Source organism: Streptomyces sp. NPDC025651, from assembly GCF_055558735.1.
On the sequence record NZ_JBVHLZ010000004.1, the window covers coordinates 536,931 to 563,797 of the forward strand.

Genomic DNA, 26,867 nt, shown 5'->3' on the forward strand with positions numbered 1-26,867 from the left:
GCACACCTGCCGTAAAGTTGACGCCGGTCGATACCTGACCGCGGCAGATCGGAAGGGCAGCAGGCGTGACCGTCGACGACACGGGCTCCGGCACGGGTGCACACCCCGCCCCCGACGGCGGGTCCGGCCGTACCGCTGGGTCGGTCGGGGAGGTGCCCGGGGTTCCCGAAGTGGACGAGAAGCCGGACGACGACCCGGAGAAGGATCCTCTCGCCCTCCGTCTGGAACAGCTCATCCTCGGCGCCGACCGCAGGTACACCCCGTTCCAGGCGGCGCGCAGCGCGGGCGTCTCCATGGAGCTGGCCTCGCGGTTCTGGCGGGCCATGGGGTTCCCCGACATCGGGCAGGCCAAGGCGCTGACCGAGGCCGACGTGCTCGCGCTGCGGCGGCTGGCGGGTCTCGTCGAGGCGGGGCTGCTCAGCGAGGCCATGGCCGTGCAGGTGGCGCGGTCCACGGGGCAGACCACCGCCCGGCTCGCGGAATGGCAGATCGATTCGTTCCTGGAGGGGCTCACCGAGCCTCCCGAGCCGGGGATGACCAGGACCGAAGTCACGTATCCGCTCGTCGAGCTGCTCCTGCCCGAGCTGGAGGAGTTCCTCGTCTACGTGTGGCGCCGCCAGCTCGCCGCGGCCACGGGACGCGTCGTGCAGGCCGCGGACGACGAGGAGATGGTCGACCGGCGCCTCGCCGTCGGCTTCGCCGACCTCGTGGGGTTCACCCGGCTCACGCGGCGGATGGAGGAGGAAGAGCTCGGCGAGCTCGTCGAGGCCTTCGAGACCACCGCCGCCGACCTCGTGGCCGCGCACGGCGGACGGCTCATCAAGACGCTGGGCGACGAGGTCCTGTACGCCGCCGACGACGCGGGCACGGCCGCGGAGATCGCGCTGCGGCTCATCGAGACGATGGCCAACGACGAGACCATGCCGGAGCTGCGCGTCGGCATCGCCTTCGGCACCGTGACCACGCGGATGGGCGACGTGTTCGGCACGACCGTGAACCTCGCCTCGCGGCTCACGTCGATAGCTCCCCGGGACGCCGTGCTCGTGGACGGGGCCTTCGCGGAGGAACTGACGCGCACCGGCGAGGCACCGGCCTCCGAGACGGAGGCCGCGGAGGCGGCCGCCGCCGCGGAGAAGGAGGGCGAGGAGCCCCCCTCGTACCGCTTCGCACTCCAGCCGATGTGGCAGCGCCCCGTGCGCGGCCTCGGCGTCGTCGAGCCGTGGCTCCTGGCCCGCAGGGGCTGAGGACCGGCCGATGAGCCCCTTCCCGGGGCGGGGCCCGGCTGACATGATCCTCCGGTAACGGTCGTTAACCGGAGGTGGAGGAGGCGTCATGGGTGACGAGCAGCGGTACGGGGAGTACGTGGCGGTCAGGCGGCACGGCCACGTCGTCGAGCTCGTCCTCGACCGGCCCAAGGCCATGAACGCCGTCTCCTCGGAGATGGCCCGCTCCATCGCCGCCGCCTGCGCCGCCCTGAGCGACGACCGCGACGCCCGGGTCGTCGTCGTGACGTCCACCCACGAGCGGGCCTTCTGCGTCGGCGCCGACCTCAAGGAGCGGAACTCCCTCAGCGACGCCGAGTTGCTCCGCCAGCGCCCGACGTCGCGGGGCGCCTACACCGGCGTACTCGAACTGCCCATGCCGACCGTCGCCGCCGTGCACGGCTTCGCGCTCGGCGGCGGCTTCGAGCTCGCGCTCTCCTGCGACGTGATCGTCGCCGACCCGACCGCGGTCGTCGGCCTCCCCGAGGTGTCCGTCGGCGTCATCCCCGGCGGCGGCGGCACGCAGCTGCTGCCGCGCCGCGTGGGTGCCGCGCGCGCCGCCGAGCTGATCTTCTCGGCGCGGCGCGTGGAGGCCGCGGAGGCACGGGAGTTGGGGCTCGTCGATCTGCTGGTGGGGGAGGGCGAGGCGCGTACGGAGGCGCTCGCGCTCGGCGCCCGCATGGCCGCCAACTCGCCGGTGGGGCTGCGCGCCGCCAAGCGTGCGCTCCGTCTCGGGCACGGCCTCGACCTGCGGGCAGGACTGGAGGTCGAGGACGCGGCGTGGCGGACGGTGGCGTTCTCGGGGGACCGTGCGGAGGGCGTCGCGGCGTTCAACGAGAAGCGGAAGCCGCAGTGGCCCGGGGAGTGAATCCGTGAATCCCCGCCCTGTGCCCCTTCGCCCCGCACCCCCGCACCCTGCGCCCCAAAGTTCCAAAATGCCCCAAACCTCCTAGCCTGGGGAGATGGGTGAGGATGTTCGGCTGCGGGCCGTGGTGGAGCTTGCGCAGGGAATGGCCGCCGCGCACACTCCGCGTGAGTCCTGGCGGGCGGCCGCTCTCGGTGCCTGCCGCGCGCTGAACGGGAGCTTCTCGGCGCTGTCCGTGTGGGAGCGGGACCGGGGCCGGCTGCGGGTCCTGGTGAACGTGGGCCAACGCGTCCAGCACGAGGTCGAGTTCCCCGACGACGAGGCCTACCCCGTCAACCAGTTCCCGGAGATCACCGAGTTCCTGCACGAACGCTGGGCCGGGGGCGGCGAACCGCACGCGTGGGTCGAGACCGCCGAGGGCCCCGAGGGCGCCCGCGCGGCCGGCTACTGCCACCAGCGCGTTGCCGCCCTGCGCCGCAGGGGGCGCGGCTGCTGCGTGGTCGCGCCGATCGTGCTGCACGGGCGCGCGTGGGGCGAGCTGTATGTGGCGCGCCCGCCGGGCGAGCCGGTCTTCGACCGGGCCGACGCCGACTTCGCGACGGTCCTCGCCGCCGTGGTCGCCGCGGGGATCGCGCAGACCGAGCGCCTGGAGGAGGCGCGCCGCCTCGCCTTCACGGACGCGCTGACCGGGCTCGCCAACCGCCGCGCCGTCGACCTGCGCCTGGACGAGGCGGTGGAGCGGCACCGCGCCGAGGGGGCCGTGGTGAGCCTGGTCGTCTGCGACGTGAACGGGCTCAAGCGGGTCAACGACACCCACGGCCACGCGGTCGGCGACCGCCTCCTGGAGCGCTTCGGCTCGGTGCTCTCGCTCTGCGGCGCGATGCTGCCGGGCGCGCTCGCGGCGCGGCTCGGCGGCGACGAGTTCTGCCTGCTGTCCGTGGGGCCCACCGCCGACGAGGTGGTGCGGGTCGCCGATGAACTCTGCGTACGGGCGGCGGAGTTGGAGCTCGGTGACGGGGTCGCCTGCGGTGTCGCCTCGACCGGGGATCCGATCGGCCCCGTGCGCTCGGCCCGCCGCCTCTTCCGCCTCGCCGACGCGGCGCAGTACCGCGCGAAGGCCGCCCGCGCCGCCAAGCCGGTGGTCGCGGGGCGCGAGGGCCACGGCGGGGACGGCGATCCGGTGGTCCGCCTCGCCGACGCGCCCGCGGGGTCGCCTCCGGCGGGGGAGCGGCGGAAGTTCCGTGGGCGCGGGGTGCGGGGCGCCGGTGAGTAGGCGCTCCGCCGGGTGTGCGGTGCCGCGCCCGTCGGGTGCCTGCGGGTTCGTCGTGGCCGGTCGCGCAGTTCCCCGCGCCCCTTCGGGCGCGAACGTGCGCCGCCGGCGAGAGGAGCGGCATGAGCATGATCAGTTAAGGTGTGCCGCGCCCGGAAGCCGGGCCGCGCGGTACGCGGGGCCGCACAAGCCCGCACGGGGGAGCGGGCGTTGAGCGATCAGCAGTACGGGTACGGGGATCCGGCTCAGTACGGGTACGGGGATCCGGCGCAGGGTGGCGGGCAAGGGCAGTACGGGGTGCCCGGCGCCGGGCCCTACGGGACGCACGACGGGAACCCCTCCGCGTACCCCGTCCCCACACCCGCACCCCCACCCGCCCGCACCGTCCGCGCCGCCGCCGACAGCCCCCTGAACCTCGCCCGCCGCTTCGGCACCCCCGACCGCCCCGGCGCCGTCGAGGACCGCACCATCACCGCCCTGCAGACCGGCCGTACGCTCCTCGGGCTGGGCGCGACCGTGTGGCTCGTCTTCGCCTATCCGCTGCGCCAGGGGCGCGAGGAGTTCGTCCTCGGGAAGGTCGAGGACCTGGTGGTCGCCGCGGGCTTCGCGGTCGTCGCGATCCTCGTCGCCACCGTCGTCTTCATCGGCCTCGCCGAGTCCTCGCTGCGCCGGATCTACCTGCGCCGCGCGCTCCAGCCGCTCGGCACGCTGGCCGCGCTCGCGGCGGGCGCGGGCGTGGTCTGGCTCTGCTGGTACGTGCTGCGCGAGGGGCTCGGACTCACCGACAACCAGGGCTCGTTCCTGGTCGTCCTGTTCTACTACCTCCTCTCCTTCGCGGCCTGGGTCGCGGCCCTCCTCGGCCTCCTGGCGGGCCTGGTCTACACGATCGCCCTCCTCGTGTACGCGGTGAACAGCTGCTTCCGCGCCGGGGCGATCCACGAGCTCCTGCCGCCGGTCCTCTCGCCCGTGCTGCTGTGGGGCCTCGCGGTCCTGCAGTTCTTCGACGACGCCGTGGTGGCCGCGCCGCCCACGGTGCTCTACGCGTTCATGCTCGGGGCGCCGGTCTCGGTGACCGCGCTGTCCGTGTGGGAGATCCGCAGGCTGCGCGGCCGTCACGGGATCACCTTCAGGGGGGCGCTGGGGCGCGGCTGACCGGCGTGCGGCGAGCGAGGTAAGTGGTCCGGCCCGAACCCACCCGTGACACCCGGCGATTCAATCCGTACGCTGCTGAATATGGATATGCACAGCGTGGGCACCGTGGCCCTTGGGACGTCCGGGACGACCGCCGACGACGTCATCGCCGTCGCGCGCGGAAACGCGCGGATCGAACTGACCGCCGACGCGCTGGACGCGCTCGCCGCCTCGCGCGAGATCGTCGACGCGCTCGCGGCCAAGCCCGACCCCGTCTACGGCGTCTCGACCGGCTTCGGCGCCCTCGCCAGCCGCCACATCGGCCCCGACCTCCGCGCCCAGCTGCAGCGCAACATCGTCCGCTCGCACGCGGCCGGCATGGGCCCGCGCGTGGAGCGCGAGGTGGTCCGCGCGCTGATGTTCCTGCGGCTGAAGACGGTCTGCTCGGGGCATACGGGGGTGCGTCCCGAGGTCGCGCGGACGATGGCGGACGTCCTCAACGCCGGGATCACGCCGGTCGTCCACGAGTACGGCTCGCTCGGCTGCTCCGGCGACCTCGCGCCGCTCAGCCACTGCGCGCTGACGCTCATGGGCGAGGGCGACGCCGAGGGCCCCGACGGCGTGGTGAAGCCCGCGGGCGAGCTGCTCGCCGCGCACGGCATCACGCCGGTCGAGCTGCGCGAGAAGGAGGGCCTCGCCCTCCTCAACGGCACGGACGGCATGCTCGGCATGCTGGTGATGGCCCTCGCCGACCTGGAGACCCTCTACAAGTCGGCGGACGTCACCGCGGCCCTGACGCTGGAGGCCCTGCTCGGCACCGACAAGGTCCTCGCCCCCGAGCTGCACGCCATCCGCCCGCACCCGGGCCAGGCCGCCGCGGCCGCCAACATGCTTGCCGTCCTTGCCGGTTCGGGCCTCACCGGCCACCACCAGGACGACGCGCCGCGCGTCCAGGACGCGTACTCGGTGCGCTGCGCCCCGCAGGTCGCGGGCGCGGGCCGGGACACGATGGCGCACGCCCGCCTGGTCGCCGAGCGCGAGCTGGCCGCCGCCGTGGACAACCCGGTCGTGCTGCCCGACGGCCGCGTCGAGTCGAACGGCAACTTCCACGGCGCCCCGGTCGCGTACGTCCTGGACTTCCTCGCCGTCGCCGCCGCCGACCTCGGCTCGATCGCCGAGCGCCGCACGGACCGCCTCCTCGACAAGAACCGCTCGCACGGCCTGCCGCCGTTCCTCGCCGACGACGCGGGCGTCGACTCGGGCCTGATGATCGCGCAGTACACGCAGGCCGCCCTGGTCAGCGAGATGAAGCGGCTCGCCGTCCCGGCGTCCGCCGACTCGATCCCGTCCTCCGCGATGCAGGAGGACCACGTCTCCATGGGCTGGTCGGCCGCCCGCAAGCTCCGTACGGCCGTCGACAACCTGACCCGCATCGTGGCGATCGAGCTGTACGCGGCCACGCGCGCCGTCGAGCTGCGCGAGGGCCTGACCCCGGCGCCCGCGACGCAGGCGGTCATCGCCGCGGTCCGCAAGGCGGGCGTCGAGGGCCCGGGCCCCGACCGCTTCCTCGCCCCGGACCTGGCGGCGGCCGACGAGTTCGTGCGCACGGGCGCGCTCGTGGCGGCGGTCGAGCCGGTGACGGGGGCGCTCGCCTAGCGTTCCCTGCCCGTACGCGGGGGAGGGGGCGCGGTCACCACGGGGTGGCCGCGCCCCCTTCTCCGTTTCCGTGTCCGAGGGCCTGCCGGATGCGGGGGACGAGGGTGCTCCAGGGGCGGCACGCGACCACGGGCAGGCCGTGCAGGGCGGCCTCGCGGCCGAGCCAGCGGCCGTACGCGGCGCTGACCTCGGCGCGCTCCGCCTGGACGCCGCTGTCCGGTTCCCGCACGGTGTAGTTGGCGGTGATCTGCTCCGGGTCGTCCTCGTGCAGGAAGACGGCCCGCACGTCGCGTCCGGCCGCCGCGCCCTCGGCCACGGCCCGCGCGGCGGCGGCCGGGGTGAGGTAGTCGCCCTCGACCACGGCGGGCACGTCGACGCTCAGACGGTTGCGTACGACGCCGAGGACGGCGGGCTCCAGGGCGCGGGCGGTGGCGATCTGGAGATCGAGGACCCGCTCGGCGGTCAGGTCCGCGTCCGCGACGCCGTCGAAGAGGTGGAGGTCCGGGTGGTGCGCGGCGGTGGTGATCGCCTGCACCGCCGCGACGACGTCGTCGAACTCGACCACGAACGCCTTGGACTCCTCGGCCAGTTGCGCGGCGGCCCGGCTCTTGCCGATGCCGGACGCGCCGCCGATCAGCACGATGTCCTGGCGCGGCCCGGTCATCGGGCGGCCTCCACCCGGGTGGCGATGCCGTCCACCAGGAGGTCGAGGGTGAACTCGAAGAGGGCGTCGGGGGATTCGGGGCGCAGCTCCCGTGCGGCCCGGTGGAGGTGGGGGAGGCCTTCGGCGTTCTGCCCCTCGTCCCGCAGCCAGGGCGGGGGCGTGCGGCGCAGGTCGACGGGGTCGAGGTGCGGCGGCGGGCGGTCGTGCAGACGGTCCTGGAACTCCACGAAGCCGACGACCTGGCGGAGCGACTCCATGCACGCGAGGTAGGCGTCGCGCAGCGGCAGGCCGGTCCCCTCGAGCTCGGTGAAGAAGCCGATGACGGCGTCCACGTTCCGCAGCATCGTGGGATGGCGGGCCATGGTGATGTTCTCGTTCAGGGCCAGGGTGGTCATGCCGGGGTGGCGGCGGTAGTGCGCGCGCAGGTCGCGGCAGTACGCGCGCAGGGTCTCCCGCCAGCGCTCCGGCGAGGGGTCGAGTGCCGGCGGCCGCCACCGCGACTCGAAGATCTCGGCGGCGACGGTGAGCAGGTCCCGTCTGTCCTCCACGTAGTTGTAGAGCGCGCGCGGCGAGACGCCGAGGTCGGCCGCGAGGGACCGCATGGTCAGCTCGGCGGGCCCGTGCCGTCCGAGGTGGTCCAGGGCGGCCTCGCCCACGGACTCGCGGGTGAGGGTGGCGCGGCCCTTGCGGTGGGTGGGGCGGGCGCGGGACCTGGTGGGGGCCGCCGGGGTGTCGGGGGCCGGGGGCTTGCTGGTCACCGGATCAGCGTACGGCGGCGCCGGGCGGCGGCGCGAGGGTGGCCGGAGGGCAGAACTTCACACCTGTTGACTTTAAGGCGGAGGGTGGGCAGGGTGATCCAAGTAAGGCTGTCCTAACCCCTGTTGGAGCCGCTCATGTCCCGTGTGTCCGGCCTCGCCATGGACCTCACCCCGCTCCGCGAGAGCCGCGACTTCCGGCTGCTGTACGCCGGATTCCTCGGCGCGCTGCTCGGCACCCTCATGACGAGCGTCGCGGTGGCCGTCCAGGTCCACGACCTCACGCGCTCGCCCCTGCAGATCGGCCTGGTCAGCCTGGCGCGGGCGCTGCCGCTGGTCGTGGGCGTGCTGATCGGCGGCGTCCTCGCCGACCGCCGCGATCGGCGCCTGCTGATGCTGGTGACCCGGCTGCCCCTGACGCTCGTCGCGCTGGGGCTCGCGGTCAACGCCCTGCTGCCCGAGCCGCAGTTGTGGGTGATCTACACGGCCACCGGCCTCACCGGGCTCTTCGCCGGGCTCGGCGGTCCCGCGATGATGGCGGCCGTGCCGGCCCTCGTCGGCACCGAACGCCTCGCGGCGGCGGGCGCGTTGACGGCGGCCTCCACGCAGCTGGCCGCGCTGCTCGGGCCCGCGCTCGGCGGCGTGCTCATCGCGGGGCCCGGGCTCGCCGCGTGCTTCGCGGTCGACGCGGCGGGCTTCCTGGTCTTCTCCGTCGCGCTGCTCTTCGTACGGCCGCTGCCGCCGGTGACGTCCGCTTCCGGTGGTCCCGGTGGTTCCGGTGGTCCCGGTGGTCCCGGCGCCTCCGGTCCTTCCGGCGCCTCCGGCAAGGGAGTTCGGCAGGCCTTCGCCGCGGTCGCGGACGGGGTGCGGTTCGTGCGGGGGCACCGGATCGTCGTGGGGCTGCTGCTCATCGACGCGGCCGCGATGGTCTTCACGATGCCGCAGGCCCTGTACCCGGTCCTCGCGGACGAGCAGTTCGGGGGCGGCGCCGGGGTGGTCGGACTGCTCTACGCCGCGCCCGCGCTCGGCGCGCTCGTCGGGGCCGCGACCAGTGGCTGGACGGCGCGGGCCGGCGGCCACGCGCTGATCGGGGCGGTCCTGCTGTGGGGCCTGTCGCTGGCGGGCTTCGGCCTCACCTCGTACCTGCCCGCGGCCCTCGTCCTGCTCGCCCTGGCGGGCCTCGGCGACCTCGTCTCGGAGACGCTCCGCTCGGCCCTGCTCCAGCACGGCACGCCGGACGCGCTGCGGGGCAGGGTCAGCGGCCTCTGGATGGTCCAGGCCACCGTCTCCCCGGCCCTCGGCAACGCGGCGGTCGGCCTCCTCGCGGAGCTGAACGGCGCGCGGTCGGCGGTGGTGACGGGCGGCGTGGTCTGCGTGGCCGCGACGCTGCTGGTGGCCTGGGCGTTCCCGGGGCTGCGGGGGGCCCGGCTCAGTGAACCGCCCCGCCCGTCCTCTCCCTGCGGACCGAGTAGGCCACGAAGCCCGCGCCGAGGCCCAGGAAGGCCGTGCCGCCGATGACGTACGGGGTCGAGTCGAAGCCGCCCGTGTCGGCCAGGCGGGGCTGGTCGGAGTGGGCCGTGGAGGAAGCGGAGGAAGCGGAGGAAGCGGAGGAGGCGGAAGAAGAGGTCGAGGTCTGTTCGGTGCGCTCGCCAGGGGTGGTCTCGTGGGAGGAAGAGGACGTCGCGTTGGCTGAGGGGACGAACCACAGGGCGCCGAGGAGGGCTCCTGCGGCAGTGGCGGTCAGCAACGATCGGCGTGCGGACACGGAATCGGATCCCCCTTGTGGTGCTGGCGAATTGGCCGTGTGGCGCGATGGTAATGAAAGGCGCGGGTCGCGGGAAAGTCGCGGGGGTCGGGGGTCGTACGCTCCGTCGTATGAGCGGAGACGAGACATCACGGTTTGTGCGACTGCGGGTCGAAATGGTGGTCGAGGTGGGCGACGCGGAGAAGCTGACCGGCGCCGCATTGACCCGCATCGCCGAGGACGAGCAGATGCCCGGCGAGGAGCGCGCGCACGCCGAGGCCGCGGTCAGGGAGGACGAGGCCGAGGCGCTCGCCTACCTCGTGGACCCCTTCGACCTGGTCAGCCAGGTGCCCGGCACCGAGCTCACCCAGGCCTCCTGGAGCAGCGAGAAGATCGACTACGACCCCGATTCGCCGGACTGGGACCCGGACGAGGATGATGGCGACGAGGACGGCGACGAGCTGAGGTAGTCGGAAGCGTTCCGGATCGAAGAACGATTGAAGAATCCGGAATCGGGGACCCCGGACAGCAACCGCCGTCCGGGGTTCTGTCGTCTCACCGTGCACGGTGAGACGGCCGACCCCTCCGCCGTCCCGCACGGCGCAGTGGTGACCGGGCTCGGATCCAGCACCGCGGACGTGGTGTTCCCCACATTTCCCGCGGCAATGGAACGGGACGAACCGGGCAGGACGTTATGCGGGGTTGCGGGGACGCTCGGGGTTGATTTGGGGATTCGGCAACTATGGAGATGCGTGTGATGACGGACAGTATGCGTCGCAGGCGTGGGCGCAAGGGCCTCGCGGCCGTGTCCGCCCTCGTGGGCGGCGTGCTCGTGCTCTCGGCGTGCAGCAGCGACGACGGCGACAAGGCTTCGGGCGGCAAGGAGTCGCAGAACCAGGTCGACGAGGCGGCCGCCAAGAAGACCTCTGCCGCCCGGATCAAGATCGCGCCGAAGAACGGCTCCGACAACGCGAGCATCAACAGCGCGGCCCGGGTGACGGTCAGCGACGGCACGCTCACGGACGTGACGATGAAGACCGACGCCGGCAAGGACGTCGCCGGGAAGATATCCGCGGACAAGAAGTCCTGGAAGCCCAGCACCCAACTCGAGCGCGCCACGAAGTACGAGATCTCGGCCACCGCCAAGGACTCCGAGGGCCGCAAGGCGCACGAGAACTCGACGTTCACGACCGTCTCCCAGGCCAACAGCTTCATCGGGAACTTCACGCCCGAGGACGGCTCCAAGGTCGGCGTCGGCATGCCCGTCTCCATCAACTTCGACAAGGCGATCACCAACAAGAAGGACGTCCAGTCCGCGATCAAGGTGTCGTCGAGCAGCGGCCAGGAGGTCGTCGGGCACTGGTTCGGCAACAACCGCCTGGACTTCCGCCCCGAGGACTACTGGAAGGGCAACTCCACCGTCACGCTGAAGCTCGCCCTGGACGGCGTCGAGGGCGCCGACGGGGTGTACGGCGTGCAGGACAAGACCGTCCAGTTCCAGATCGGCCGCAACCAGGTCTCCATCGTCGACGCCAAGACCAAGACGATGAAGGTGACCCGGGACGGCAAGGTCGTGAAGACCATCCCGATCTCCGCGGGCTCGCCCGAGAACAAGACGTACAACGGCAAGATGGTCGTCTCCGAGATGTTCAAGGAGACCCGCATGGACGGCGCGACCGTCGGCTTCACCGACGGCGACGGCAAGGGCGAGTACGACATCAAGGACGTGCCGCACGCCATGCGCCTCTCCAGCTCCGGCACGTTCATCCACGGCAACTACTGGGGCTCGCCGTCGATCTTCGGCAGCGCCAACACCAGCCACGGCTGCATCGGCCTGCAGGACGCCAAGGGCGCGAACGACAAGAGCACCCCGGGTTCCTGGTTCTACGAGAACACGATCACCGGTGACGTCGTCGACGTCCGCAACACCGGCGACAAGACCATCGCCCCGGACAACGGCCTCAACGGCTGGAACATGGACTGGGCGCAGTGGAAGGCCGGCTCGGCCGTCTGACGCCCGTACCGCGCGTACGCACGGTGGCCCGCATCCCTTCCGGGGTGCGGGCCACCGTCGTCTTCTCATGCCGCTATTACGTCCGCCTCAGCCGTTCATCACGGCGTACGCCTACTTTTTCGCCACATGTATCAGCTCAGCGGCGTCACCAAGCGGTACTTCCGCGGCGCGGAGACGATCGACGCGCTCGCCGGGGTCGATCTGGTCATCGGCGAGGGCGAGCGGCTCGTCGTCCACGGGCCCGCGGGCGGCGGCAAGTCCACGCTGCTGCGGATGCTCGGCGGCCTCGACCGGCCCACCCGCGGCAGCGTCGTGCTCGACGGCACGGATCTGGCCGCGCTGCCCCAGGCGCGGCTCACCGACGTGCGCGCCGAGTCGATCGGTTTCGTCTCCCGCGCCTGTGACCTCCTGCCCGCGCTCAGCGCCCAGCAGAACGTCGAGACGGCCCTCGTGCCGCTGGGGTTCGGCCCGGAGGCCCGCGCCGAACGTGCCGCCGCCGCGCTGGACTCGGTGGGTCTGGGACGGCGCCGCGGACGGCTGCCCGCCGAGCTCTCCGCGGGCCAGCGGCGGCGGGTCGCCATCGCCCGCGCCCTGGTCAAGCGGCCCAAGGTGTTGCTCGCCGACGAACCGGCGGGCGAACCCGCGGGGGAGCTCGACGCGGCCGCGCGCGGCGAGATCGCGGAGCTGCTCGAAGAGCTCTGGCGGGCGCACGGCCTGACCTGCGTCCTGGTCACCCACGACACCGCCGTCGCGCGCCGGGCCCCGCGCCTCGCGACGATCCGGGGCGGCCGCGTCTCGGTCACCGTGCCTTTGGCCTGATATGGGCCAACCGTCGTAACGGAGTCATGAATTTCCCCGTGCACCAACTCTGCACTTCTGTATCGCTATTGAGCAGATGTTCGCCCCTCGGCATACTTCGCCTTCCGAGGGGCGGCAGCCCCTTAACCTCCAGGGGGAGACTTGCACAGACAAGTGAAGAGAGCGTGCGGCGCCACCGTGGCCGCGGCGGTCGCCGTGGCCCTCGCGGCGGGCATGACCAGCCCGGCGGCCGCGCAGCCGCAGTCCGCGGGGCAGGCGAGCGGGGCGGAGGGCGCCGCGGCCGGGTCCGCGGGCGCGAGCCGTGTCACGCTCATCACCGGTGACCGCGCCGTCCTCGACGCCAAGGGCCGTGTGATCGGCCTGGAGCGCGCCAAGGGCCGGGAGCACATACCCGTCCAGGTGCGCCGCAGCGGCGGGCACACGCTGCTGATACCCGCCGACGCGCAGCGCCTGATATCCGAGGGCCGGATCGACCAACGGCTCTTCGACGTGACGGAGTTGAACAAGAAGCGCAACCGCGCGGCCCAGAAGAAGGGCCTGAAGGTCATCGTCGGCTACCAGGGCGCCGCCGCGGCCGCCAAGGCCGACGTCCGCGCCGCCGGCGACACCACGGTCCGCAGGACCCTGAAGGCGCTGAACGCCGACGCCATCACCACGCCCAAGAAGGACGCGCCCGACCTGTGGGCCGCGCTCACCAGCGGCAAGGGCACCGCCCGCGCGGCGGCCGGCGTCAGCCACGTCTGGCTGGACGGCGTGCGCAAGGTGCGTCTGGACAAGAGCGTCAAGCAGATCGGCGCCGACAAGGCCTGGGCCGCCGGGTACGACGGCAAGGGCACCAAGATCGCCGTCCTGGACACGGGTGTCGACGCCACCCACCCGGACCTCAAGGACCAGGTGATCGCCGAGAGGAACTTCACGGAGTCGGCCGACGCCAAGGACCGCTACGGCCACGGCACGCACGTCGCGTCCATCGCCGCGGGCACCGGCGCCAAGTCCGGCGGGAAGTTCAAGGGCGTCGCCCCGGGGGCCAAGCTCCTGAACGGCAAGGTCCTCGGCGACGACGGCTACGGCGAGGACTCCGGCATCATCGCCGCCATGGACTGGGCGGCGGCCGAGGGCGTCGACGTCGTCAACCTCAGCCTCGGCGGCGGCGACACCCCCGGTGTCGACCCGCTCGAAGCCCAGGTCAACAAGCTCTCCGCGGAGAAGGGCATCCTCTTCGCCATCGCCGCGGGCAACGCGGGCGAGCCGGGCTCGGTGGACTCGCCGGGCAGCGCGGACGCCGCCCTGACCGTCGGCGCGGTCGACGACAACGACAAGCTGGCGGACTTCTCCAGCCAGGGCCCGCGGGTCGGCGACGGCGCGATCAAGCCCGACGTGACCGGCCCCGGCGTGGACATCACGGCCGCCGCCGCGCCGGGCAGCATCATCGAGAAGGAGGTCGGCCAGAAGCCCGAGGGCTATCTGACGATCTCCGGTACGTCGATGGCGACCCCGCACGTCGCGGGCGCCGCGGCGCTGCTCAAGCAGCAGCACCCGGACTGGAAGTACACCGAGCTCAAGGGCGCCCTGACCGCGTCCACGAAGGGCGGCAAGTACACGCCGTTCCAGCAGGGTTCGGGCCGTATCGCCGTCGACAAGGCCATCAAGCAGTCCGTGATCGCCGACCCGGTGTCGGTGAACTTCGGCACGCAGCAGTGGCCGCACACCGACGACAAGCCGGTCACGAAGAAGGTCACCTACCGCAACCTCGGCAAGGACGACGTCACCCTCGACCTGACGGTGACCGCCACCGACCCGAAGGGCCGCCCGGCCCCGGCCGGGTTCTTCGCGCTCGGTGCGAAGAAGGTGACCGTCCCCGCGGGCGGCACCGCCTCGGTCGACCTGACCGCCGACTCCAAGCGCGGCGCGGCCCTCGACGGCACGTACTCCGCGTACGTCGTCGCCAGTGGCGGCGGCCAGTCGGTGCGCACCGCGGCCGCGGTCGAGAACGAGGTCGAGTCCTACGACCTGACGCTGAAGTTCATCGACCGCGACGGCAGGCCCGCCAAGACCTACGACGGTGACCTGGAGGGCCTGAGCGGCCTCGCCACCGGCAAGTCGTACAACCCGTACGACGAGTCCGGCACCGTCAAGGTCCGTGTTCCCAAGGGCGGTTACGTCCTGAACTCGGGCATCTACGTCGACCCGGCCGACTTCACCAAGGGCGCCGACTGGATCGCGCAGCCGAAGCTGAGCGTCACCAAGGACGCGACGATCACGCTGGACGCGCGGACGACGAAGCCCGTCGACATCACGGTGCCCGAGGCCGGGGCCAAGATGGAGTTCGCCGCCCCGGACTTCAGCGTCGACACCCCGAACGCGGGCTACAGCTTCGGCTGGTTCCTCGACTCGTACGCCAACTTCCGCTCCAGGCACCTGGGTCCGCAGGTCACGGACGGTTCGCTGTTCCAGCAGTGGGACGGGCACTGGACCAAGGGCGACAGCACCGAGTACAACGTCGTCACCGGTGGCAAGGTCAAGCAGGTCGCGACCGGGTACACCCGGCACTTCAAGGCGAGCGAGCTCTCCACGGTGAAGGTGGGCCTCGGCGCGTCGGCCTCGGGCAAGCAGGGTGCGCTCAGCGCCCTGGGTGAGATCCCCGGCAGCATGAGCGGCTCCTCGATCGGCGTGCCGCAGCCGCTGCCGACCACACGGACGCTGTACCTGTCCACGGCCGACAAGGTGAAGTGGGGCCTGGAGTTCGAGCAGCAGGCCGGGCGCGACCCGGAGGGCTGGCCCATCGTCGACGCGGGCTACACGCTCGGCGCCCCGCAGACCTTCAAGGCGGGCCAGAGCTACGAGAAGACCTTCAACACGGCGGTGTTCGGACCGCGCGTCGGCGGCGACTTCGGGGTCTTCCGCGAGGGCAACGAGATCACGGGCTCCCTGCCGCTGTTCGCCGACGGCAAGTCGCACGTGGGCTCCTCGGTGTACTCGTCGGTGAAGACCACGCTGTACCGCAACGGCACCAAGATCGGCGAGAACGAGGACCCGCTGGCCGGCGGGGCGCCGCCGTTCAAGGTGTCGTCGGGCGACGCCGCGTACAAGCTGACGACGTCCGTGAAGCGCAGCGTCAAGGTGGCCGCGGCCTCCACGCGCATCGACGCGAGCTTCTCCTTCCGCTCCAAGAAGGTGGACAGCGCCAAGCTCCCGGTCTCCACGGTGCGGTTCAGCCCGAAGGTCGACCTGAGCAGCAAGGCGAAGGCCGACGAGAAGCAGTCCGTGCCGGTCACGGTCCAGGGCTCGGCAGCGGGCGCCAACCTCAAGTCCCTTTCCGTGTACGTCTCCTACGACTACGGCCAGACCTGGAAGAAGGCCACGGTCACCGGCGGAAAGATCTCCGTGAAGAACCCGGCGAAGGGCAAGGGCATCTCCTTCCACGCCAAGATCGCGGACAAGAAGGGCAACAAGTCGACGCTGTCGATCTACAACGCGTACTACGGCAAGTAGGCGTACGAGGGGTCAGTCGTGCAGCTGAGCACTGACACCTGAAGGCGCGGCGCCGAAGGGGCTGTCGATCGCGTATCGCCAGAACCCGTCGGCGCCGCGTCGTACCACGTCCGTGGCCGTGGAGCGGACCTCGCCCGTGCCGATCTCCCAGTCGACGACGAGCAGCGCGATGTCGCCCGCGACGTGTACGTGCCGGGTGCGCACCGAGATCGGCAGGCCGAGGGAGAGGAAGGGGGGCGTTCGCGGTGGCGATCTGTGCGCTGCCGTGCACGGCGGCTCCCGACCGCGGGACGAACGCGGCCCCGTCCTCGTAGATCGCGCGTACGGCCGCGGGGTCGCCGCTGTTGAACCGCTCGGCGAACGCCGCGGGGACGTCCTCGGGGCGGGTGGGCAGGGTGGGCGGGTTCGTATTCTTCGTGGTGGTCATGGCTGAACCGTAGGAGGCCCCCTCGTGACTCACCGAACGGTAAGCGGCCTGCGCCCCGGGCTGCCCGACGACGCCCTGGCCGAGGTCGCGGCGCCGAGCCCCGACTGCCCCGTGGAGATCACACTCGCCGCCCTGCGCGGCCGCTGGACCACGCTGGTCGTGCGCGAACTGCTGCGCCGCGAGTCCCGCACGTACGGCGAACTGGCCGCGGCGCTCCCGCAGTTGTCTGACAAGACCTTGACGGAGCGCCTCGCGCAACTCGTCACCGCGGGAGCGGTCCACCGCACCCGCACCCCCGGCTGGCCCTCCACCGTGACCTATGAACTCACCTCGCGCGGACGTGCGTTGGGGCCGGTCCTGCAGGCTCTGTGGGACTGGGGCGCCGCCGGGTCCGGGAGCGCCGCCTAGGCGGGGGACATCAGCTCGTACAGGTTCCGTGCCTCGTCGACGAAGAACAGGCCCCGCGGGCAGAGCGGGTGGTCGACGCGGCCGTTGTCCGGCTCGTGCGGCTCGCTGCCGTAGGGGACGCCGAGCTCCTGGAGTCGGGCGAGGACGCGGTCGAACGTGGCGGGGTCGACGTCGAAGGCCAGGTGGTGGCCCTCGGGGTGCGGCACGGACATGAAGTCGAGGGTGAGCTGGTCGTTCACGCGGACCGGGGCGAAGTGGCCTTCGCGGCCCGCGGGCGGCAGCTGTTCGAGGCCCATGACGGAGGCGAAGAACCGGGCCGCCTCGCGGTGGTCGACGGCCGGGACGATGGTGTGGTTGAGCGTGACGGTCACGGGGTGCGGCTCCCTTGGCGTGGGTGCGACGGGCGCGACGGGGGCTGTGGGCCGAGCGCTCCGTTCAGGAGTACGTCGACGAGTTCGGCCGGCGTCGGGTCCATGTCGTCCACCGGGCCGCGCAGTTGACTGAAGAGCATGCCGAGGAAGACCGCGGCGACCTTCTCCGGCGGATGGCGCAGGGCCGGGCGGTCGGGCTCGATCAGGTCGGCGAGGGCGTCGCGCAGGGCCCGTACCGACGCCTCGCGGCCGCCCTGGCCCGGCTGCCCGGCCGAGGGTCCCGAGGGGCGGCCGCGCCGGCGGCCCGACGCGTGGAGTCCGCCGACCACGGCGCCCATGCGCTCCAGGTGGGCGCGCATCGCGTCGGCGGCCTGCGTCAGGCGTTCGGCGAGCGGCCCGTCCAGGGGGATCGAGGCGAGCTCGCGCACCGCGTGGTCGGGGCTGACCGCCTCGTTCACACAGGCGTCGAGCACCTCGTCCTTGTCCTTGAAGGCCCGGAAGACCGTGGCCTCTCCGATGCCCGCGGCACGGGCGATCTGGCCGGTGGTGACCGCGGCGCCGTACTCGGCGACCAGCGGCAGCGCGGCGGCGACGATCATCGCCCTGCGCTGCTCGGCGCTCATGCCGGGGGCGCGGCGCCGGGGAGGTGTCGGGGTGGACGGCATGCGGGGCAACCTACGGAGTGAGCGCTCACTCCGTCAAGGGGGTCCGGCAGGTAAGGGGGGCTACTGTGACCCCATGACGGAGATCAAGGACGATGCCGGGAACCCGCTCCCCAAGGCCGAGTTCGCCTTCCCCGGCCCGCTGCGCGACCAGCTCGTGGCCGCGATCCTCGACGGCTCCAAGACCTCGACGACGGGCCTCGTCGTCGACTACGAACACAACGGCGACCCGCTGCCCGCCGTCGGGGAGCGCTCTGTCGTCGTCGACTCCGACGACCGGCCCGTGGCCGTCATCGAGGTGACGGACGTACGCGTCGTGCCACTCGCCGACGTGGACCTCGCGCACGCCGTGGACGAGGGCGAAGGGGACGAGACCGTGGCCGGGTGGCGGGCGGGGCACGAGAGGTTCTGGCACAGCGCCGAGATGCGCGAAGCGCTCGACGACCCGGACTTCACCGTCGACGACACCACGCTGTGCGTCCTCGAACGCTTCCGGGTCGTGACCGATCCGCGATCGACGGGGAAGTGACCGACCGTGCCCTTCGCGAAGGCGGCCGACGGCGCCGGGATCCACTACCAACTGTCCGGCTCCGGCGCGCCGTTGGTGCTGCTCGCCGGGCAGTCCAACAACCACCACTGGTGGGACCCGGTGCGCGCCGACTTCGCCGCGCGCTTCACCACCGTCGTCCTCGACCACCGCGGCACCGGCGAGAGCGACCGGCCCGACACCGACACGTACAGCACGCCCGGCTTCGCCCGTGACGTGCTCGCGGTCCTCGACCACGCGGGCATCGACCGCGCCCACGTCTACGGCACGTCGATGGGCGGCCGCGTCGCCCAGTGGCTCGCCGCCGACCACCCGGAGCGCGTCGACCGCCTCGTCCTGGGCTGCACCTCACCCGGCGGGAAGCACGGCGTCGAGCGCGGCCCCGAGGTCCGGGCGGCCCTGACCCGGGCCGATCCGGACGCCGTGCGCCGCGCTCTGCTGGAGCTCATGTACACCCCGGCCTGGCTGGCCGAGCAGGAACGCGCCCGCCCCGGGCGGGAGTTCCACACGCTGGGCGACGCCTCCATGCCCGCGTACGCCCGCCGCCGCCATCTGCGGGCCAGCGCCCGGCACGACGCGTGGGACGCGCTGGTGCGGATCGAGGCGCCGACGCTCGTCGTCCACGGCACGGACGACGTGTTCAACCCGACCGCCAACGCGCCGCTGCTCGCCGCCCGCATCCCGGACGCCAGGACCCTGCTGGTCCCCGGCGCCCGGCACGCGTACTTCGAGGAGTTCGCGGACGTGGCCACCGAGCCGGTGCTCGCGTTCCTGGATCAGCCCTCGGCGCCGTAGGGCCTGGTGATGATCTCCAGGTTGTGGCCGTTCGGGTCCTCCCAGTAGAGGCCCCGGCCGCCGTCGTTCGTGTTGGTCTCGCCCACGCGCTCGTGGAACGGGTCGGCCCAGTAGGTCAGGCCCCGCTCCTTGATGCGTCCGAAGATCGCGTCGAACTCGTCGTCGGAGACCAGGAAGGCGTAGTGCTGCGGCACGAACGGGCCGCCGTCGCCCTCGTAGTAGTCGAGGGTCACGCCGTTGGGGATCTCCACCGGGAAGAACGGGCCGTACTGCGGGCCGACTTCGAGCCCCAGGATGTCCGCGAGGAACTGCGCGGACGCCTTCTTGTCCTTCGCGACGACGATCGTGTGGTTCAGTTCGATGGACATCGTGTGACCTCCTGGTCTGTCCGAACTCGCCTTGTCCTGCGGTGACATGGACAACGTTAGGTTCGGACGACCGGACGCCGTATCGGTCACCGGGCCCCTGCCCGGTGCGCAATGCGGACTAGGCCCAGCGACCCAGTCGGGATCGAGCCACCGGGCCGAGCCGTTCAGGCCGTGCGGCGACTCAGATCGTCGCGGTGTCGATCACGAAGCGGTAGCGCACGTCGCTGGCCAGGACCCGCTCGTACGCCTCGTTGATCTGGTCGGCGCGGATCAGCTCGATCTCCGCGCCGAGCCCGTGCGCCGCGCAGAAGTCCAGCATCTCCTGGGTCTCCTGGATGCCGCCGATGCCGGACCCCGCGAGGGTCTTGCGGCCGCCGATCACGGAGAACAGGTTGAGCGAGACCGGCTCCTCGGGGGCGCCGACGTTCACGAAGGCGCCGTCCGTGCGCAGCAGGCCCAGGTACTTGTCCAGCGGCAGCGGCGCAGAGACCGTCGAGACGATCAGGTCGAGGCTGCCGGCGAGCTCCTCGAAGGTGGCCTCGTCGCTGGTCGCGTAGTAGTGGTCGGCGCCCAGCTTCAGGCCGTCGTCCTTCTTGCGCAGGGACTGCGAGAGGACGGTCACCTCCGCGCCCATGGCGTGCGCGATCTTGACGGCCATGTGGCCGAGACCGCCGAGGCCGACGATCGCGACCTTCTTGCCGGGGCCCGCGTTCCAGTGCGCGAGCGGGGAGTACGTGGTGATGCCGGCGCACAGCAGCGGCGCGGCCACGTCCAGCGAGATCCCGTCGGGGATGCGGAGGGTGAACGCCTCGTCCACGACGATGTGCGTGGAGTAGCCGCCGTAGGTCGGCTCGCCGTCCTTGCCGAGCGCGTTGTACGTCTGGATGTTGCCCTTCAGGCAGTACTGCTCCAGGCCGTTCTTGCAGTTCTCGCACTCGCGGCAGGAGTCGACCATGCAGCCGACGCCGACGCGGTCACCGACGGTGAACCTGGTGACACCGGGACCGACCTCGGCAACGACACCGGCGATCTCGTGGCCGGGGACCATCGGGTAGATGCCCTCGCCCCAGCCGTCACGGGCCTGGTGGATGTCCGAGTGGCAGATACCGGCGTACTTGATGTCGATCAGGACGTCGAACTCGCCGACGGCCCTGCGCGGCACGGTGGTGCGTTCCAGGGGCGCCTCGGGGGCGGGAGCGGCGTAGGCGGAAACGGTGGTGATCTGCTCAGTCATGTCATCGAGACTGCCAGTGACCTGCGACGTCACCCAGACACCCGGTTTGCCTACGACCACTGTGCCTACCACTGGCGGGGTCAGGCTCACGGCCGTGCGACCCGGGATACTGGAGGCATGGACGAGAACCCGGAGGCGGCCGAGAACCCCGCGGCGGCCGAGCGCCCGCACGGCACCCCGAGCGCCGCGGGCCTGCCCCCGGACAGCGCCGCGGTCCCGCCCCTGGACAGCAGGGCCGAGCTCAGCGAGTTCCTGCGCAGCCGCAGGGCGCGGCTGCAGCCGCAGGACGTCGGCCTGCCGAACATCGGACGGCACCGCAGGGTGCCGGGACTGCGCCGCGAGGAGCTGGCGCAGCTCGCGGGGGTCTCCGTCGCGTACTACACCCGGCTGGAGCAGGGCAACGGCCGCAACGTCTCGGCCGAGGTGCTCGACGCCATCGCGCGCGCCCTGCGCCTGACCGACGCCGAGCAGGCCCACCTGACGCGCCTGGCCAAGCCGAAGGCGCTCAAGAAGAAGAAGGCCGCGCGCCCCCAGCCCATGCGGCCCGCCCTCCAGCAGCTCCTCGACTCCATCCACGACGTGCCCGCGTACGTGGTGGGCCGCCGCACGGACATCCTCGGCTGGAACGCGCTGGCGGCGGCGCTCTTCGGCGACTGGGGCGAGCTCGCGCCCAAGGACCGGAACTGGGCGCGGATCTGCTTCCTGGACGAGCGCTCGCGCGACCTGTTCGTGGACTGGGACCAGAAGGCGTCGGACATCGTCAGCTATCTGCGCATGGACGCGGGCTGCTATCCGAACGACCCGCAGCTGTCCTCGCTCGTCGGCGAACTCTCCGTGAAGAGCGAGGAGTTCAGGGGCCTGTGGGCCACGCACGACGTCCGCGAGAAGGGCCACGGCGTCAAGCGCATGCACCACCCGCTGGTGGGCGACCTGACGCTCTCGTTCGAGACGCTGCGGCTGCCGGACGACTGCGACCAGTCGCTGATGATGTACCACGCGGAGCCGCACTCGGCGTCGGCGGAAGGACTGCGGCTGCTCGCCAGCTGGGGGCGGGACGCGTCGTCGGTGGGCTCGGCGTCGAAGAAGGGCTGACCGCTCCACGGGGCCTACGGGGCACGGGATTTCGCGGGCGGCGGAACGCTTCGCGCTGCGCCGGCGGCCGTCCCGCTCCTACGCTGAGGAAGTGAGCAGCCAAGAGACGAGCCAAGCGCCGAACGAAGCCCGCGTCATCCCCCTGCGCCCGCTCAAGGCGGCGCCGAACCCCTCCAAGGAGGCGAAGGGCGGCCAGGCCCCGGCGGCCAAGGAACCGCTCTGGCGGGACGTCGTCGGAGACGTCCTGCGCCGTGAGCGCCTCGCCCAGGAGCGCACGCTCAAGGACGTGGCCGACGCCGCCCGGATCTCCATGCCCTACCTCTCCGAGCTGGAGCGGGGCCGCAAGGAGGCCTCCTCCGAGGTCCTCGCGGCCGCCGCCCACGCGCTCGGCCTGCGCCTGGCGGATCTGCTGTCCCTGGCCCAGGGCCAGTTGGCCGGCCTCCCCCGTGCGAGGCCGGTCGGGGCGTCCGGGGCTTCTACGGCGTCCAGGGCTTCTACGGCATCCAGGGCTTCTACGGCGTCCAGGTCTTCTGCGACATCCAGGGCTTCGTACCAGGGCGAGGTGCGCCTGGCGGCCTGACCGCACGACCGTCGGGTCCCGTCGCCGCCCTCACGCGGCGACGGGCACCGCCCGCCTGCTCAGGACCTGGTCGGCGAGTCCGTACGCGACGGCCTCCTGCGCGGTGAAGACCTTGTCGCGGTCCATGTCGGCGCGGAGCGTGGCCACGTCGTGGTGGGTGTGGTGCGCCAGGACCTCCTCGACCTGCGAGCGGATCCGGAGCATCTCCTTGGCCTGCAGGCTCAGATCGGACACCGTGCCCTGCTGGCCGCGGCTCGCGGGCTGCCCGAGCAGCACACGCGCGTGGTCGAGCACGAACCGCCGCCCCGGGTCCCCGCCTGCGAGCAGCACGGCGGCCGTCGACGCGGCCTGACCGACGCAGAACGTGGAGATCGGCGCGGTGATGAAGCTCATGGTGTCGTAGATGGCCATGAGCGAAGTGAAGGATCCGCCGGGCGAGTTGATGTAGATGGCGACCTCGCGCTCGGGAGCGGAGGACTCCAGGTGAAGCAGCTGCGCGATGACGACGTTGGCGACGCCGTCGTCGATCTCGGTCCCGAGGAAGATGATGCGCTCGGAGAGCAGCCTGCTGTAGATGTCGTAGGCGCGCTCGCCCTGCGGGGTGCGCTCGACGACGGTGGGAATGGTGTACTGACTCATGGCTGACAACCCCTCAGTCCTCAGATTCCGAGCCCGATGCGCCGCTTCGACCCCGCGGGCCGCACGTCCTCCAGCGACTCGACCACGCGGTCGACCATCCCGTACTCCTTGGCCTGCTCGGCGGTGAACCACCGGTCGCGGTCGCCGTCGCGCGAGATGGTCTCCTGGGTCTGGCCGGTGTGCTCGGCGGTGATCCGCTCGATGGCCTTCTTCGTGAACTCCAGGTTCTCGGCCTGGATGGCGATGTCGGCGGTGGTGCCGCCGATGCCGGCGGACGGCTGGTGCATCATGATCCGCGCGTTGGGCAGCGCGAACCGCTTGCCGTGCGTGCCGACGCTCAGCAGGAACTGGCCCATGCTGGCGGCGAATCCCATGGCGAGGGTGGCCACGTCGTTCGGGATGAGCCGCATGGTGTCGTAGATGGCGAGCCCGGCGGTGACGGAGCCGCCGGGGCTGTTGATGTAGAGACTGATGTCGGTCTTCGGGTCCTCCGCGGACAGCAACAGCATCTGCGCGCAGACGCGGTTGGCGGACACCTCGTCGACCTGCGTCCCCAGGAACACGATCCGCTGGTTGAGCAGCTGCGCGGCGAGATGGTCGTCGAACCGCGACGGGGGCGTCTCCCCGTCCTCACCCCGCGGCCGCGTTGCCGCGTCCCACCCGCTGCCGAGCCGTGTCATGGCGCCTCCTGGAAGTCTCGCGGCTCCGAACGCCGCGCTGTGACCTCACTGTTGCCCCATGCCACGGCCCCTGTCAGAAATCTCGGCTTGCGGCAGATTCGCTGAGGGCAGAGCAGCGGCCCACCGGGTCGTCGTGCCTGGTGGGCCGCTGCTCTGGTGCGCCGTGGTGTCCGTGCGCTGTTGTGTCCGGGCTCCGTGGTGTCCGGGCTCCGTGGTGTCCGGGCGCCGTGGTGTCCGGTGGGGCCGCTCAGCCCTCGGCCCGCGCCACCCCGATCGGGCAGGAGACGCCCGTGCCGCCGATGCCGCAGTAGCCGTCGGGGTTCTTGTCCAGGTACTGCTGGTGGTAGGCCTCGGCCGGCCAGAAGGTGCGGTCCTGGGCGGGGAGCACCGTCGTCGTGATCGTGCCGTGGCCCGAGGCCGTCAGGACCTTCTGGTAGGCGTCGCGGGACGCCTCGGCCGCGGCCTGCTGCGCGGGGGAGTGGGTGTAGAGCGCCGAGCGGTACTGCGTACCGACGTCGTTGCCCTGGCGGAAGCCCTGCGTCGGGTCGTGCGACTCCCAGAAGAGCTTCAGGAGCTGCTCGTACGAGACCTTGGACGGGTCGAAGACGACGCGGACCGCCTCCGTGTGGCCCGTCTGGCCGGAGCAGACCTCCTCGTACGACGGGTTCTCGGTGTAGCCGCCCTGGTAGCCGACGTACGTCGTCCAGACGCCGTCCGCCTGCCAGAACTTCCGCTCGGCACCCCAGAAGCAGCCGAGTGCGAAGTCCGCGACCTCCAGGCCCTCGGGGTAGGGGCCGAGCAGGGCGTTGCCGAGGACCGTGTGCCGGGAGGGGACCTCGAATTCCGGGGTCGCCCGGCCCTTGAGCGCCTGCTCGGGGGTGGGGAGCTCGGGCGTGCGGCCGAAGATCATGTCGGTCTCTCCTCGTGCGGGACAGTGCCTCGTGCGTGACAGGGGTCAGTCATGTCAACGCAGGGCGGCGGCGTGGCATTCCGGAGCCGCGCCCAGGCCTCAGTGCGGCAGCGTGGCCGGGCTGCCGCCGTTCGCCTCATACCCCGCGACGGCCAGGGCGCGGTACAGCGCGTACCCCTCGGCGGGGTCCGCGGACAGGGTCCAGGGCAGCGCGCCGACGTGCCCGTCCACGTGCACCAGCTGGTGCATGGCCTCGGCCCAGCGCTCGCAGCGGACCAGGAAGAAGACGAGGAGATGGCGCACGTGCGCCAGCATCGGGTCGTCCGCGCGCGCGGAGTGCACCGCGAACAGCGCGCCCTCGACGGCCTTGGTGACGACCTCGCTCTCGTAGAACCCACGGACCAGATTGACCTCGGGCAGGTGCTCGTAGACCGCGAAGAGCGGGAGCGCCGCGAGGAGCGAGCCCCTGGGCGCGCGGGCGGCCGCGGCCTCCGCGAAGCTGTAGGCGAGGTCGCGCGAGCCGTGCCACTTCTCGCACCAGTAGTGCAGCGCCGCCAGATGGGCACCCATGTGCGCGGGCGAGCGGTCCAGGATCTTCAGCCACAGCTGCTCGAACTCCTCGCGGGGGTAGGCGAGTCCGCGCGCGATGGAGAGCTCGATGATGTACGGGACGGGGTCACCGGGGGAGAGCAGCGCCGCCTGCGCGCACGCCTCCTTGGCCTCCTCCAGGATGATCCGGAACTCGTCCGTCCCCTGCGTGGAGGTGCGCCACGCCTGCTGGACGAGGAACTCCGCGTGCACCGCGGCGCCGCCCGCGTCCTTGGGCGCCTCGGCACGCCACACCCGCAGCCACTGCCCGCCCGGGTTGTCGCTGACGCCGCCGGGCCGCTGCTGCAGCTCCAGCGAGGCCGCGCCCGCGAAGGCCTGCACGCGCTGCCAGCGTCGCTCGCCGTGCGTCTCGGTGCCCGCGAGGAGCTGGGAGGCGGCCTTCCACTCCTGCGTGCGCTGCACGAGGTCGAGCACTTCGAGGAGGTCGGCGTCCGGTCCCGGCATGCGGATGTCCAGCTCCTCCTGGCGCAGGAAGCCGTAGTTCGCCGGGTCCGCGGCGTCCGGGGAACCGGGGGCGACCTGCCGGATTCCGCCGCGCCTGCGCAGCAGCACGGGTCCGAGGACCGCACCGATCATGACCACCGCGAACAGGAACCAGAGAATCTCCATGACACAAGCGAACCAGACGCGTCCGACAATTGGCCAACCTGCCCGGACGTACCCGGACCGACCCGGCGGAAGAACCCGTGCGCGCACTACGCTCAGGCCGCATGAGTGACTCGCACAGCACGCAGAACTTCGAGACAGTGGCGATCCACGCGGGCAACACCGCCGACCCCCTCACCGGCGCCGTCGTCCCGCCCATCTACCAGGTGTCGACCTACAAGCAGGACGGCGTCGGCGGACTGCGCGGCGGCTATGAGTACAGCCGCAGCGCGAACCCGACCAGGACCGCCCTTGAAGAGAACCTGGCCGCACTGGAGGGCGGCCGCCGAGGGCTCGCCTTCGCCTCCGGTCTCGCGGCCGAGGACTGCCTTCTCCGTACGCTGCTCGCGCCCGGCGACCACGTGGTCATCCCCAACGACGCGTACGGCGGCACGTTCCGCCTGTTCGCCAAGGTCGTCTCCCGGTGGGGCGTGGAGTGGTCCGTGGCCGACACCTCCGACCCCGAGTCGGTGCGGGCCGCGCTGACCGACCGTACGAAGGCGATCTGGGTGGAGACCCCCTCCAACCCGCTGCTCGGCATCACCGACATCGCGGCGGTCGCGCAGATCGCCCGCGAGGCGGGCGCGCGCCTCGTCGTCGACAACACCTTCGCCAGCCCCTACCTGCAGCAGCCGCTCGCGCTCGGCGCGGACGTCGTCGTGCACTCCATGACGAAGTACATGGGCGGCCACTCGGACGTCGTCGGCGGCGCCCTCGTCGTCAACGACCCCGAGCTGGGCGAGGAGTTGGCGTTCCACCAGAACGCGATGGGCGCCGTCGCGGGCCCCTTCGACGCCTGGCTGGTGCTGCGCGGCATCAAGACCCTCGCGGTGCGCATGGACCGGCACAGCGAGAACGCCGGCAAGGTCACCGAGATGCTCACCCGGCACGCGCGCGTGACGCGCGTGCTGTACCCGGGCCTTCCGGAGCACCCCGGTCACGAGATCGCCGCCAAGCAGATGAGGGCCTTCGGCGGCATGGTCTCCTTCCAGGTCGAGGGCGGCGAGGAGGCGGCCGTCGAGGTCTGCAACCGCGCCAAGCTGTTCACCCTGGGGGAGTCCCTGGGCGGCGTCGAGTCGCTCATCGAGCACCCGGGCCGCATGACGCACGCCTCGGTGGCGGGCTCGGCCCTGGAGGTCCCCGCGGACCTCGTGCGCCTCTCGGTGGGCATCGAGTCGGCGGACGACCTCGTCGCCGACCTGCAGCAGGCGCTGGGCTAGGCCTCAGC

The 26,867-nt window shown here is 72.1% G+C and carries 28 protein-coding genes; 16 read left to right on the forward strand and 12 right to left on the reverse strand.

The features are described 5' to 3' along the window. The first annotated feature begins 65 nt into the window (after positions 1-65). The 5 genes from ACZ4D5_RS18845 to hutH all read left to right on the forward strand — a co-directional run bounded on the left by ACZ4D5_RS18845 (position 66) and on the right by hutH (position 6,184). Positions 66-1,244, forward strand: coding sequence for an adenylate/guanylate cyclase domain-containing protein (locus ACZ4D5_RS18845; RefSeq protein ID WP_467773465.1), 1,179 nt, complete (start codon positions 66-68; stop codon positions 1,242-1,244). A gap of 88 nt (positions 1,245-1,332) precedes the next feature. Beyond that, positions 1,333-2,130 (forward strand): enoyl-CoA hydratase/isomerase family protein, encoded by a 798-nt coding sequence (locus ACZ4D5_RS18850; protein ID WP_467773466.1) that lies wholly within the window; start codon positions 1,333-1,335, stop codon positions 2,128-2,130. A 94-nt stretch (positions 2,131-2,224) separates the two neighbouring features. Continuing rightward, positions 2,225-3,400 (forward strand): GGDEF domain-containing protein, encoded by a 1,176-nt coding sequence (locus ACZ4D5_RS18855; RefSeq protein ID WP_467773467.1) that lies wholly within the window; start codon positions 2,225-2,227, stop codon positions 3,398-3,400. 207 nt (positions 3,401-3,607) lie between these two features. Beyond that, on the forward strand, positions 3,608-4,549 hold the full coding sequence (locus ACZ4D5_RS18860; protein WP_467773468.1) for a hypothetical protein: 942 nt from the start codon (positions 3,608-3,610) through the stop codon (positions 4,547-4,549). Positions 4,550-4,645: 96 nt separating this feature from the next. Beyond that, the gene (gene hutH, locus ACZ4D5_RS18865; RefSeq protein WP_467773594.1) at positions 4,646-6,184 is read left to right on the forward strand and encodes a histidine ammonia-lyase; all 1,539 of its coding nucleotides are present in this window, start codon (positions 4,646-4,648) and stop codon (positions 6,182-6,184) included. A gap of 34 nt (positions 6,185-6,218) precedes the next feature. Here hutH and ACZ4D5_RS18870 read toward each other — a convergent pair whose 3' ends face one another. Further along, positions 6,219-6,848, reverse strand: a complete 630-nt coding sequence (locus tag ACZ4D5_RS18870; RefSeq protein WP_467773469.1) for an AAA family ATPase — start codon at positions 6,846-6,848, stop codon at positions 6,219-6,221. Next, positions 6,845-7,606 carry a TetR/AcrR family transcriptional regulator gene (locus ACZ4D5_RS18875; RefSeq protein WP_467773470.1) on the reverse strand — a complete coding sequence of 254 codons (762 nt, stop codon included), beginning with the start codon at positions 7,604-7,606 and terminating at the stop codon, positions 6,845-6,847. The genes ACZ4D5_RS18870 and ACZ4D5_RS18875 overlap by 4 nt, the downstream gene beginning before the upstream one ends. Positions 7,607-7,741: 135 nt before the next feature. Between ACZ4D5_RS18875 and ACZ4D5_RS18880 the strand changes: the two genes are divergently transcribed. After that, entirely contained in the window at positions 7,742-9,121 is a 1,380-nt protein-coding gene (locus ACZ4D5_RS18880; RefSeq protein WP_467773471.1) for an MFS transporter, read from the forward strand. Here ACZ4D5_RS18880 and ACZ4D5_RS18885 read toward each other — a convergent pair. After that, a complete protein-coding gene (locus ACZ4D5_RS18885) occupies positions 9,033-9,350 on the reverse strand; it encodes an LPXTG cell wall anchor domain-containing protein (protein ID WP_467773595.1) in 318 nt (105 codons plus the stop codon). The two genes, ACZ4D5_RS18880 and ACZ4D5_RS18885, sit on opposite strands and share 89 nt — an antisense overlap. A 128-nt stretch (positions 9,351-9,478) precedes the next feature. On the opposite strand from ACZ4D5_RS18885, the gene ACZ4D5_RS18890 reads away from it, so the two are divergent. The 4 genes from ACZ4D5_RS18890 to ACZ4D5_RS18905 all read left to right on the forward strand — a co-directional run bounded on the left by ACZ4D5_RS18890 (position 9,479) and on the right by ACZ4D5_RS18905 (position 15,672). Beyond that, positions 9,479-9,817 carry a hypothetical protein gene (locus ACZ4D5_RS18890; RefSeq protein ID WP_467773472.1) on the forward strand — a complete coding sequence of 113 codons (339 nt, stop codon included), beginning with the start codon at positions 9,479-9,481 and terminating at the stop codon, positions 9,815-9,817. 287 nt (positions 9,818-10,104) lie between these two features. Next, positions 10,105-11,361: a L,D-transpeptidase gene (locus ACZ4D5_RS18895; protein ID WP_467773473.1), complete on the forward strand. Its 1,257-nt coding sequence runs from the start codon at positions 10,105-10,107 to the stop codon at positions 11,359-11,361. Positions 11,362-11,487: 126 nt separating this feature from the next. After that, positions 11,488-12,180 (forward strand): ABC transporter ATP-binding protein, encoded by a 693-nt coding sequence (locus ACZ4D5_RS18900; RefSeq protein ID WP_467773474.1) that lies wholly within the window; start codon positions 11,488-11,490, stop codon positions 12,178-12,180. A gap of 153 nt (positions 12,181-12,333) precedes the next feature. Then, positions 12,334-15,672, forward strand: coding sequence for a S8 family peptidase (locus ACZ4D5_RS18905; protein WP_467773475.1), 3,339 nt, complete (start codon positions 12,334-12,336; stop codon positions 15,670-15,672). Between the two features lie 12 nt (positions 15,673-15,684). On the opposite strand, the gene ACZ4D5_RS18910 is transcribed toward ACZ4D5_RS18905, so the two are convergent. Further along, positions 15,685-15,876 carry a Cif family virulence factor gene (locus ACZ4D5_RS18910; RefSeq protein ID WP_467773476.1) on the reverse strand — a complete coding sequence of 64 codons (192 nt, stop codon included), beginning with the start codon at positions 15,874-15,876 and terminating at the stop codon, positions 15,685-15,687. Positions 15,877-16,123: 247 nt separating this feature from the next. Between ACZ4D5_RS18910 and ACZ4D5_RS18915 the strand changes: the two genes are divergently transcribed. Beyond that, on the forward strand, positions 16,124-16,507 hold the full coding sequence (locus tag ACZ4D5_RS18915; protein ID WP_467773477.1) for a winged helix-turn-helix transcriptional regulator: 384 nt from the start codon (positions 16,124-16,126) through the stop codon (positions 16,505-16,507). On the opposite strand, the gene ACZ4D5_RS18920 is transcribed toward ACZ4D5_RS18915, so the two are convergent. Both ACZ4D5_RS18920 and ACZ4D5_RS18925 read right to left on the reverse strand, forming a co-directional pair. Beyond that, positions 16,504-16,878: a VOC family protein gene (locus tag ACZ4D5_RS18920; protein ID WP_467773478.1), complete on the reverse strand. Its 375-nt coding sequence runs from the start codon at positions 16,876-16,878 to the stop codon at positions 16,504-16,506. The two genes, ACZ4D5_RS18915 and ACZ4D5_RS18920, sit on opposite strands and share 4 nt — an antisense overlap. Continuing rightward, positions 16,875-17,477, reverse strand: a complete 603-nt coding sequence (locus ACZ4D5_RS18925; protein WP_467773596.1) for a TetR/AcrR family transcriptional regulator — start codon at positions 17,475-17,477, stop codon at positions 16,875-16,877. Before ACZ4D5_RS18925 ends, ACZ4D5_RS18920 begins: the two co-directional genes overlap by 4 nt. A gap of 139 nt (positions 17,478-17,616) precedes the next feature. On the opposite strand from ACZ4D5_RS18925, the gene ACZ4D5_RS18930 reads away from it, so the two are divergent. Then, the gene (locus ACZ4D5_RS18930) at positions 17,617-18,069 is read left to right on the forward strand and encodes an ASCH domain-containing protein (RefSeq protein WP_467773479.1); all 453 of its coding nucleotides are present in this window, start codon (positions 17,617-17,619) and stop codon (positions 18,067-18,069) included. Positions 18,070-18,075: 6 nt separating this feature from the next. Beyond that, on the forward strand, positions 18,076-18,882 hold the full coding sequence (locus ACZ4D5_RS18935; protein WP_467773480.1) for an alpha/beta fold hydrolase: 807 nt from the start codon (positions 18,076-18,078) through the stop codon (positions 18,880-18,882). On the opposite strand, the gene ACZ4D5_RS18940 is transcribed toward ACZ4D5_RS18935, so the two are convergent. Together ACZ4D5_RS18940 and ACZ4D5_RS18945 are read right to left on the reverse strand one after the other, a co-directional pair. Then, positions 18,864-19,250, reverse strand: a complete 387-nt coding sequence (locus ACZ4D5_RS18940; protein ID WP_467773481.1) for a VOC family protein — start codon at positions 19,248-19,250, stop codon at positions 18,864-18,866. The genes ACZ4D5_RS18935 and ACZ4D5_RS18940 overlap by 19 nt on opposite strands. A 181-nt stretch (positions 19,251-19,431) precedes the next feature. Further along, a complete protein-coding gene (locus tag ACZ4D5_RS18945) occupies positions 19,432-20,484 on the reverse strand; it encodes an NAD(P)-dependent alcohol dehydrogenase (RefSeq protein ID WP_467773482.1) in 1,053 nt (350 codons plus the stop codon). Between the two features lie 117 nt (positions 20,485-20,601). On the opposite strand from ACZ4D5_RS18945, the gene ACZ4D5_RS18950 reads away from it, so the two are divergent. Both ACZ4D5_RS18950 and ACZ4D5_RS18955 read left to right on the forward strand, forming a co-directional pair. Then, positions 20,602-21,576, forward strand: coding sequence for a helix-turn-helix domain-containing protein (locus ACZ4D5_RS18950; protein ID WP_467773483.1), 975 nt, complete (start codon positions 20,602-20,604; stop codon positions 21,574-21,576). A 91-nt stretch (positions 21,577-21,667) separates the two neighbouring features. Further along, positions 21,668-22,156 carry a helix-turn-helix domain-containing protein gene (locus ACZ4D5_RS18955; RefSeq protein ID WP_467773484.1) on the forward strand — a complete coding sequence of 163 codons (489 nt, stop codon included), beginning with the start codon at positions 21,668-21,670 and terminating at the stop codon, positions 22,154-22,156. Between the two features lie 30 nt (positions 22,157-22,186). On the opposite strand, the gene ACZ4D5_RS18960 is transcribed toward ACZ4D5_RS18955, so the two are convergent. The 4 genes from ACZ4D5_RS18960 to ACZ4D5_RS18975 form a co-directional block, all read right to left on the reverse strand. After that, complete coding sequence (locus tag ACZ4D5_RS18960) at positions 22,187-22,795, reverse strand: ClpP family protease (RefSeq protein WP_467773485.1); 609 nt, start codon at positions 22,793-22,795, stop codon at positions 22,187-22,189. Between the two features lie 20 nt (positions 22,796-22,815). Further along, a complete protein-coding gene (locus ACZ4D5_RS18965; RefSeq protein WP_467773486.1) occupies positions 22,816-23,475 on the reverse strand; it encodes a ClpP family protease in 660 nt (219 codons plus the stop codon). Between the two features lie 247 nt (positions 23,476-23,722). After that, positions 23,723-24,385, reverse strand: coding sequence for a peptide-methionine (S)-S-oxide reductase MsrA (gene msrA / locus ACZ4D5_RS18970; RefSeq protein WP_467773487.1), 663 nt, complete (start codon positions 24,383-24,385; stop codon positions 23,723-23,725). A gap of 99 nt (positions 24,386-24,484) precedes the next feature. Beyond that, positions 24,485-25,603, reverse strand: coding sequence for a hypothetical protein (locus ACZ4D5_RS18975; RefSeq protein WP_467773488.1), 1,119 nt, complete (start codon positions 25,601-25,603; stop codon positions 24,485-24,487). Positions 25,604-25,704: 101 nt separating this feature from the next. On the opposite strand from ACZ4D5_RS18975, the gene ACZ4D5_RS18980 reads away from it, so the two are divergent. Continuing rightward, entirely contained in the window at positions 25,705-26,859 is a 1,155-nt protein-coding gene (locus ACZ4D5_RS18980; RefSeq protein ID WP_467773489.1) for a cystathionine gamma-synthase, read from the forward strand. The last annotated feature ends 8 nt before the right edge of the window (positions 26,860-26,867 follow it).

Excerpts from the sequence above, each read along its gene's own strand:
- ACZ4D5_RS18850 (WP_467773466.1), top strand. The coding sequence starts at position 1,333 with ATGGGTGACGAGCAGCGGTACGGGGAGTACGTGGCGGTCAGGCGGCAC.
- ACZ4D5_RS18855 (WP_467773467.1), top strand. The coding sequence starts at position 2,225 with ATGGGTGAGGATGTTCGGCTGCGGGCCGTGGTGGAGCTTGCGCAGGGA.
- ACZ4D5_RS18870 (WP_467773469.1), bottom strand. The coding sequence starts at position 6,848 with ATGACCGGGCCGCGCCAGGACATCGTGCTGATCGGCGGCGCGTCCGGC.
- ACZ4D5_RS18880 (WP_467773471.1), top strand. The coding sequence starts at position 7,742 with ATGTCCCGTGTGTCCGGCCTCGCCATGGACCTCACCCCGCTCCGCGAG.
- ACZ4D5_RS18890 (WP_467773472.1), top strand. The coding sequence starts at position 9,479 with ATGAGCGGAGACGAGACATCACGGTTTGTGCGACTGCGGGTCGAAATG.
- ACZ4D5_RS18895 (WP_467773473.1), top strand. The coding sequence starts at position 10,105 with ATGACGGACAGTATGCGTCGCAGGCGTGGGCGCAAGGGCCTCGCGGCC.
- ACZ4D5_RS18900 (WP_467773474.1), top strand. The coding sequence starts at position 11,488 with ATGTATCAGCTCAGCGGCGTCACCAAGCGGTACTTCCGCGGCGCGGAG.
- ACZ4D5_RS18925 (WP_467773596.1), bottom strand. The coding sequence starts at position 17,477 with ATGATCGTCGCCGCCGCGCTGCCGCTGGTCGCCGAGTACGGCGCCGCG.
- ACZ4D5_RS18930 (WP_467773479.1), top strand. The coding sequence starts at position 17,617 with ATGACGGAGATCAAGGACGATGCCGGGAACCCGCTCCCCAAGGCCGAG.
- ACZ4D5_RS18940 (WP_467773481.1), bottom strand. The coding sequence starts at position 19,250 with ATGTCCATCGAACTGAACCACACGATCGTCGTCGCGAAGGACAAGAAG.
- ACZ4D5_RS18945 (WP_467773482.1), bottom strand. The coding sequence starts at position 20,484 with ATGACTGAGCAGATCACCACCGTTTCCGCCTACGCCGCTCCCGCCCCC.
- ACZ4D5_RS18950 (WP_467773483.1), top strand. The coding sequence starts at position 20,602 with ATGGACGAGAACCCGGAGGCGGCCGAGAACCCCGCGGCGGCCGAGCGC.
- ACZ4D5_RS18960 (WP_467773485.1), bottom strand. The coding sequence starts at position 22,795 with ATGAGTCAGTACACCATTCCCACCGTCGTCGAGCGCACCCCGCAGGGC.
- ACZ4D5_RS18965 (WP_467773486.1), bottom strand. The coding sequence starts at position 23,475 with ATGACACGGCTCGGCAGCGGGTGGGACGCGGCAACGCGGCCGCGGGGT.
- msrA (WP_467773487.1), bottom strand. The coding sequence starts at position 24,385 with ATGATCTTCGGCCGCACGCCCGAGCTCCCCACCCCCGAGCAGGCGCTC.
- ACZ4D5_RS18975 (WP_467773488.1), bottom strand. The coding sequence starts at position 25,603 with ATGGAGATTCTCTGGTTCCTGTTCGCGGTGGTCATGATCGGTGCGGTC.
- ACZ4D5_RS18980 (WP_467773489.1), top strand. The coding sequence starts at position 25,705 with ATGAGTGACTCGCACAGCACGCAGAACTTCGAGACAGTGGCGATCCAC.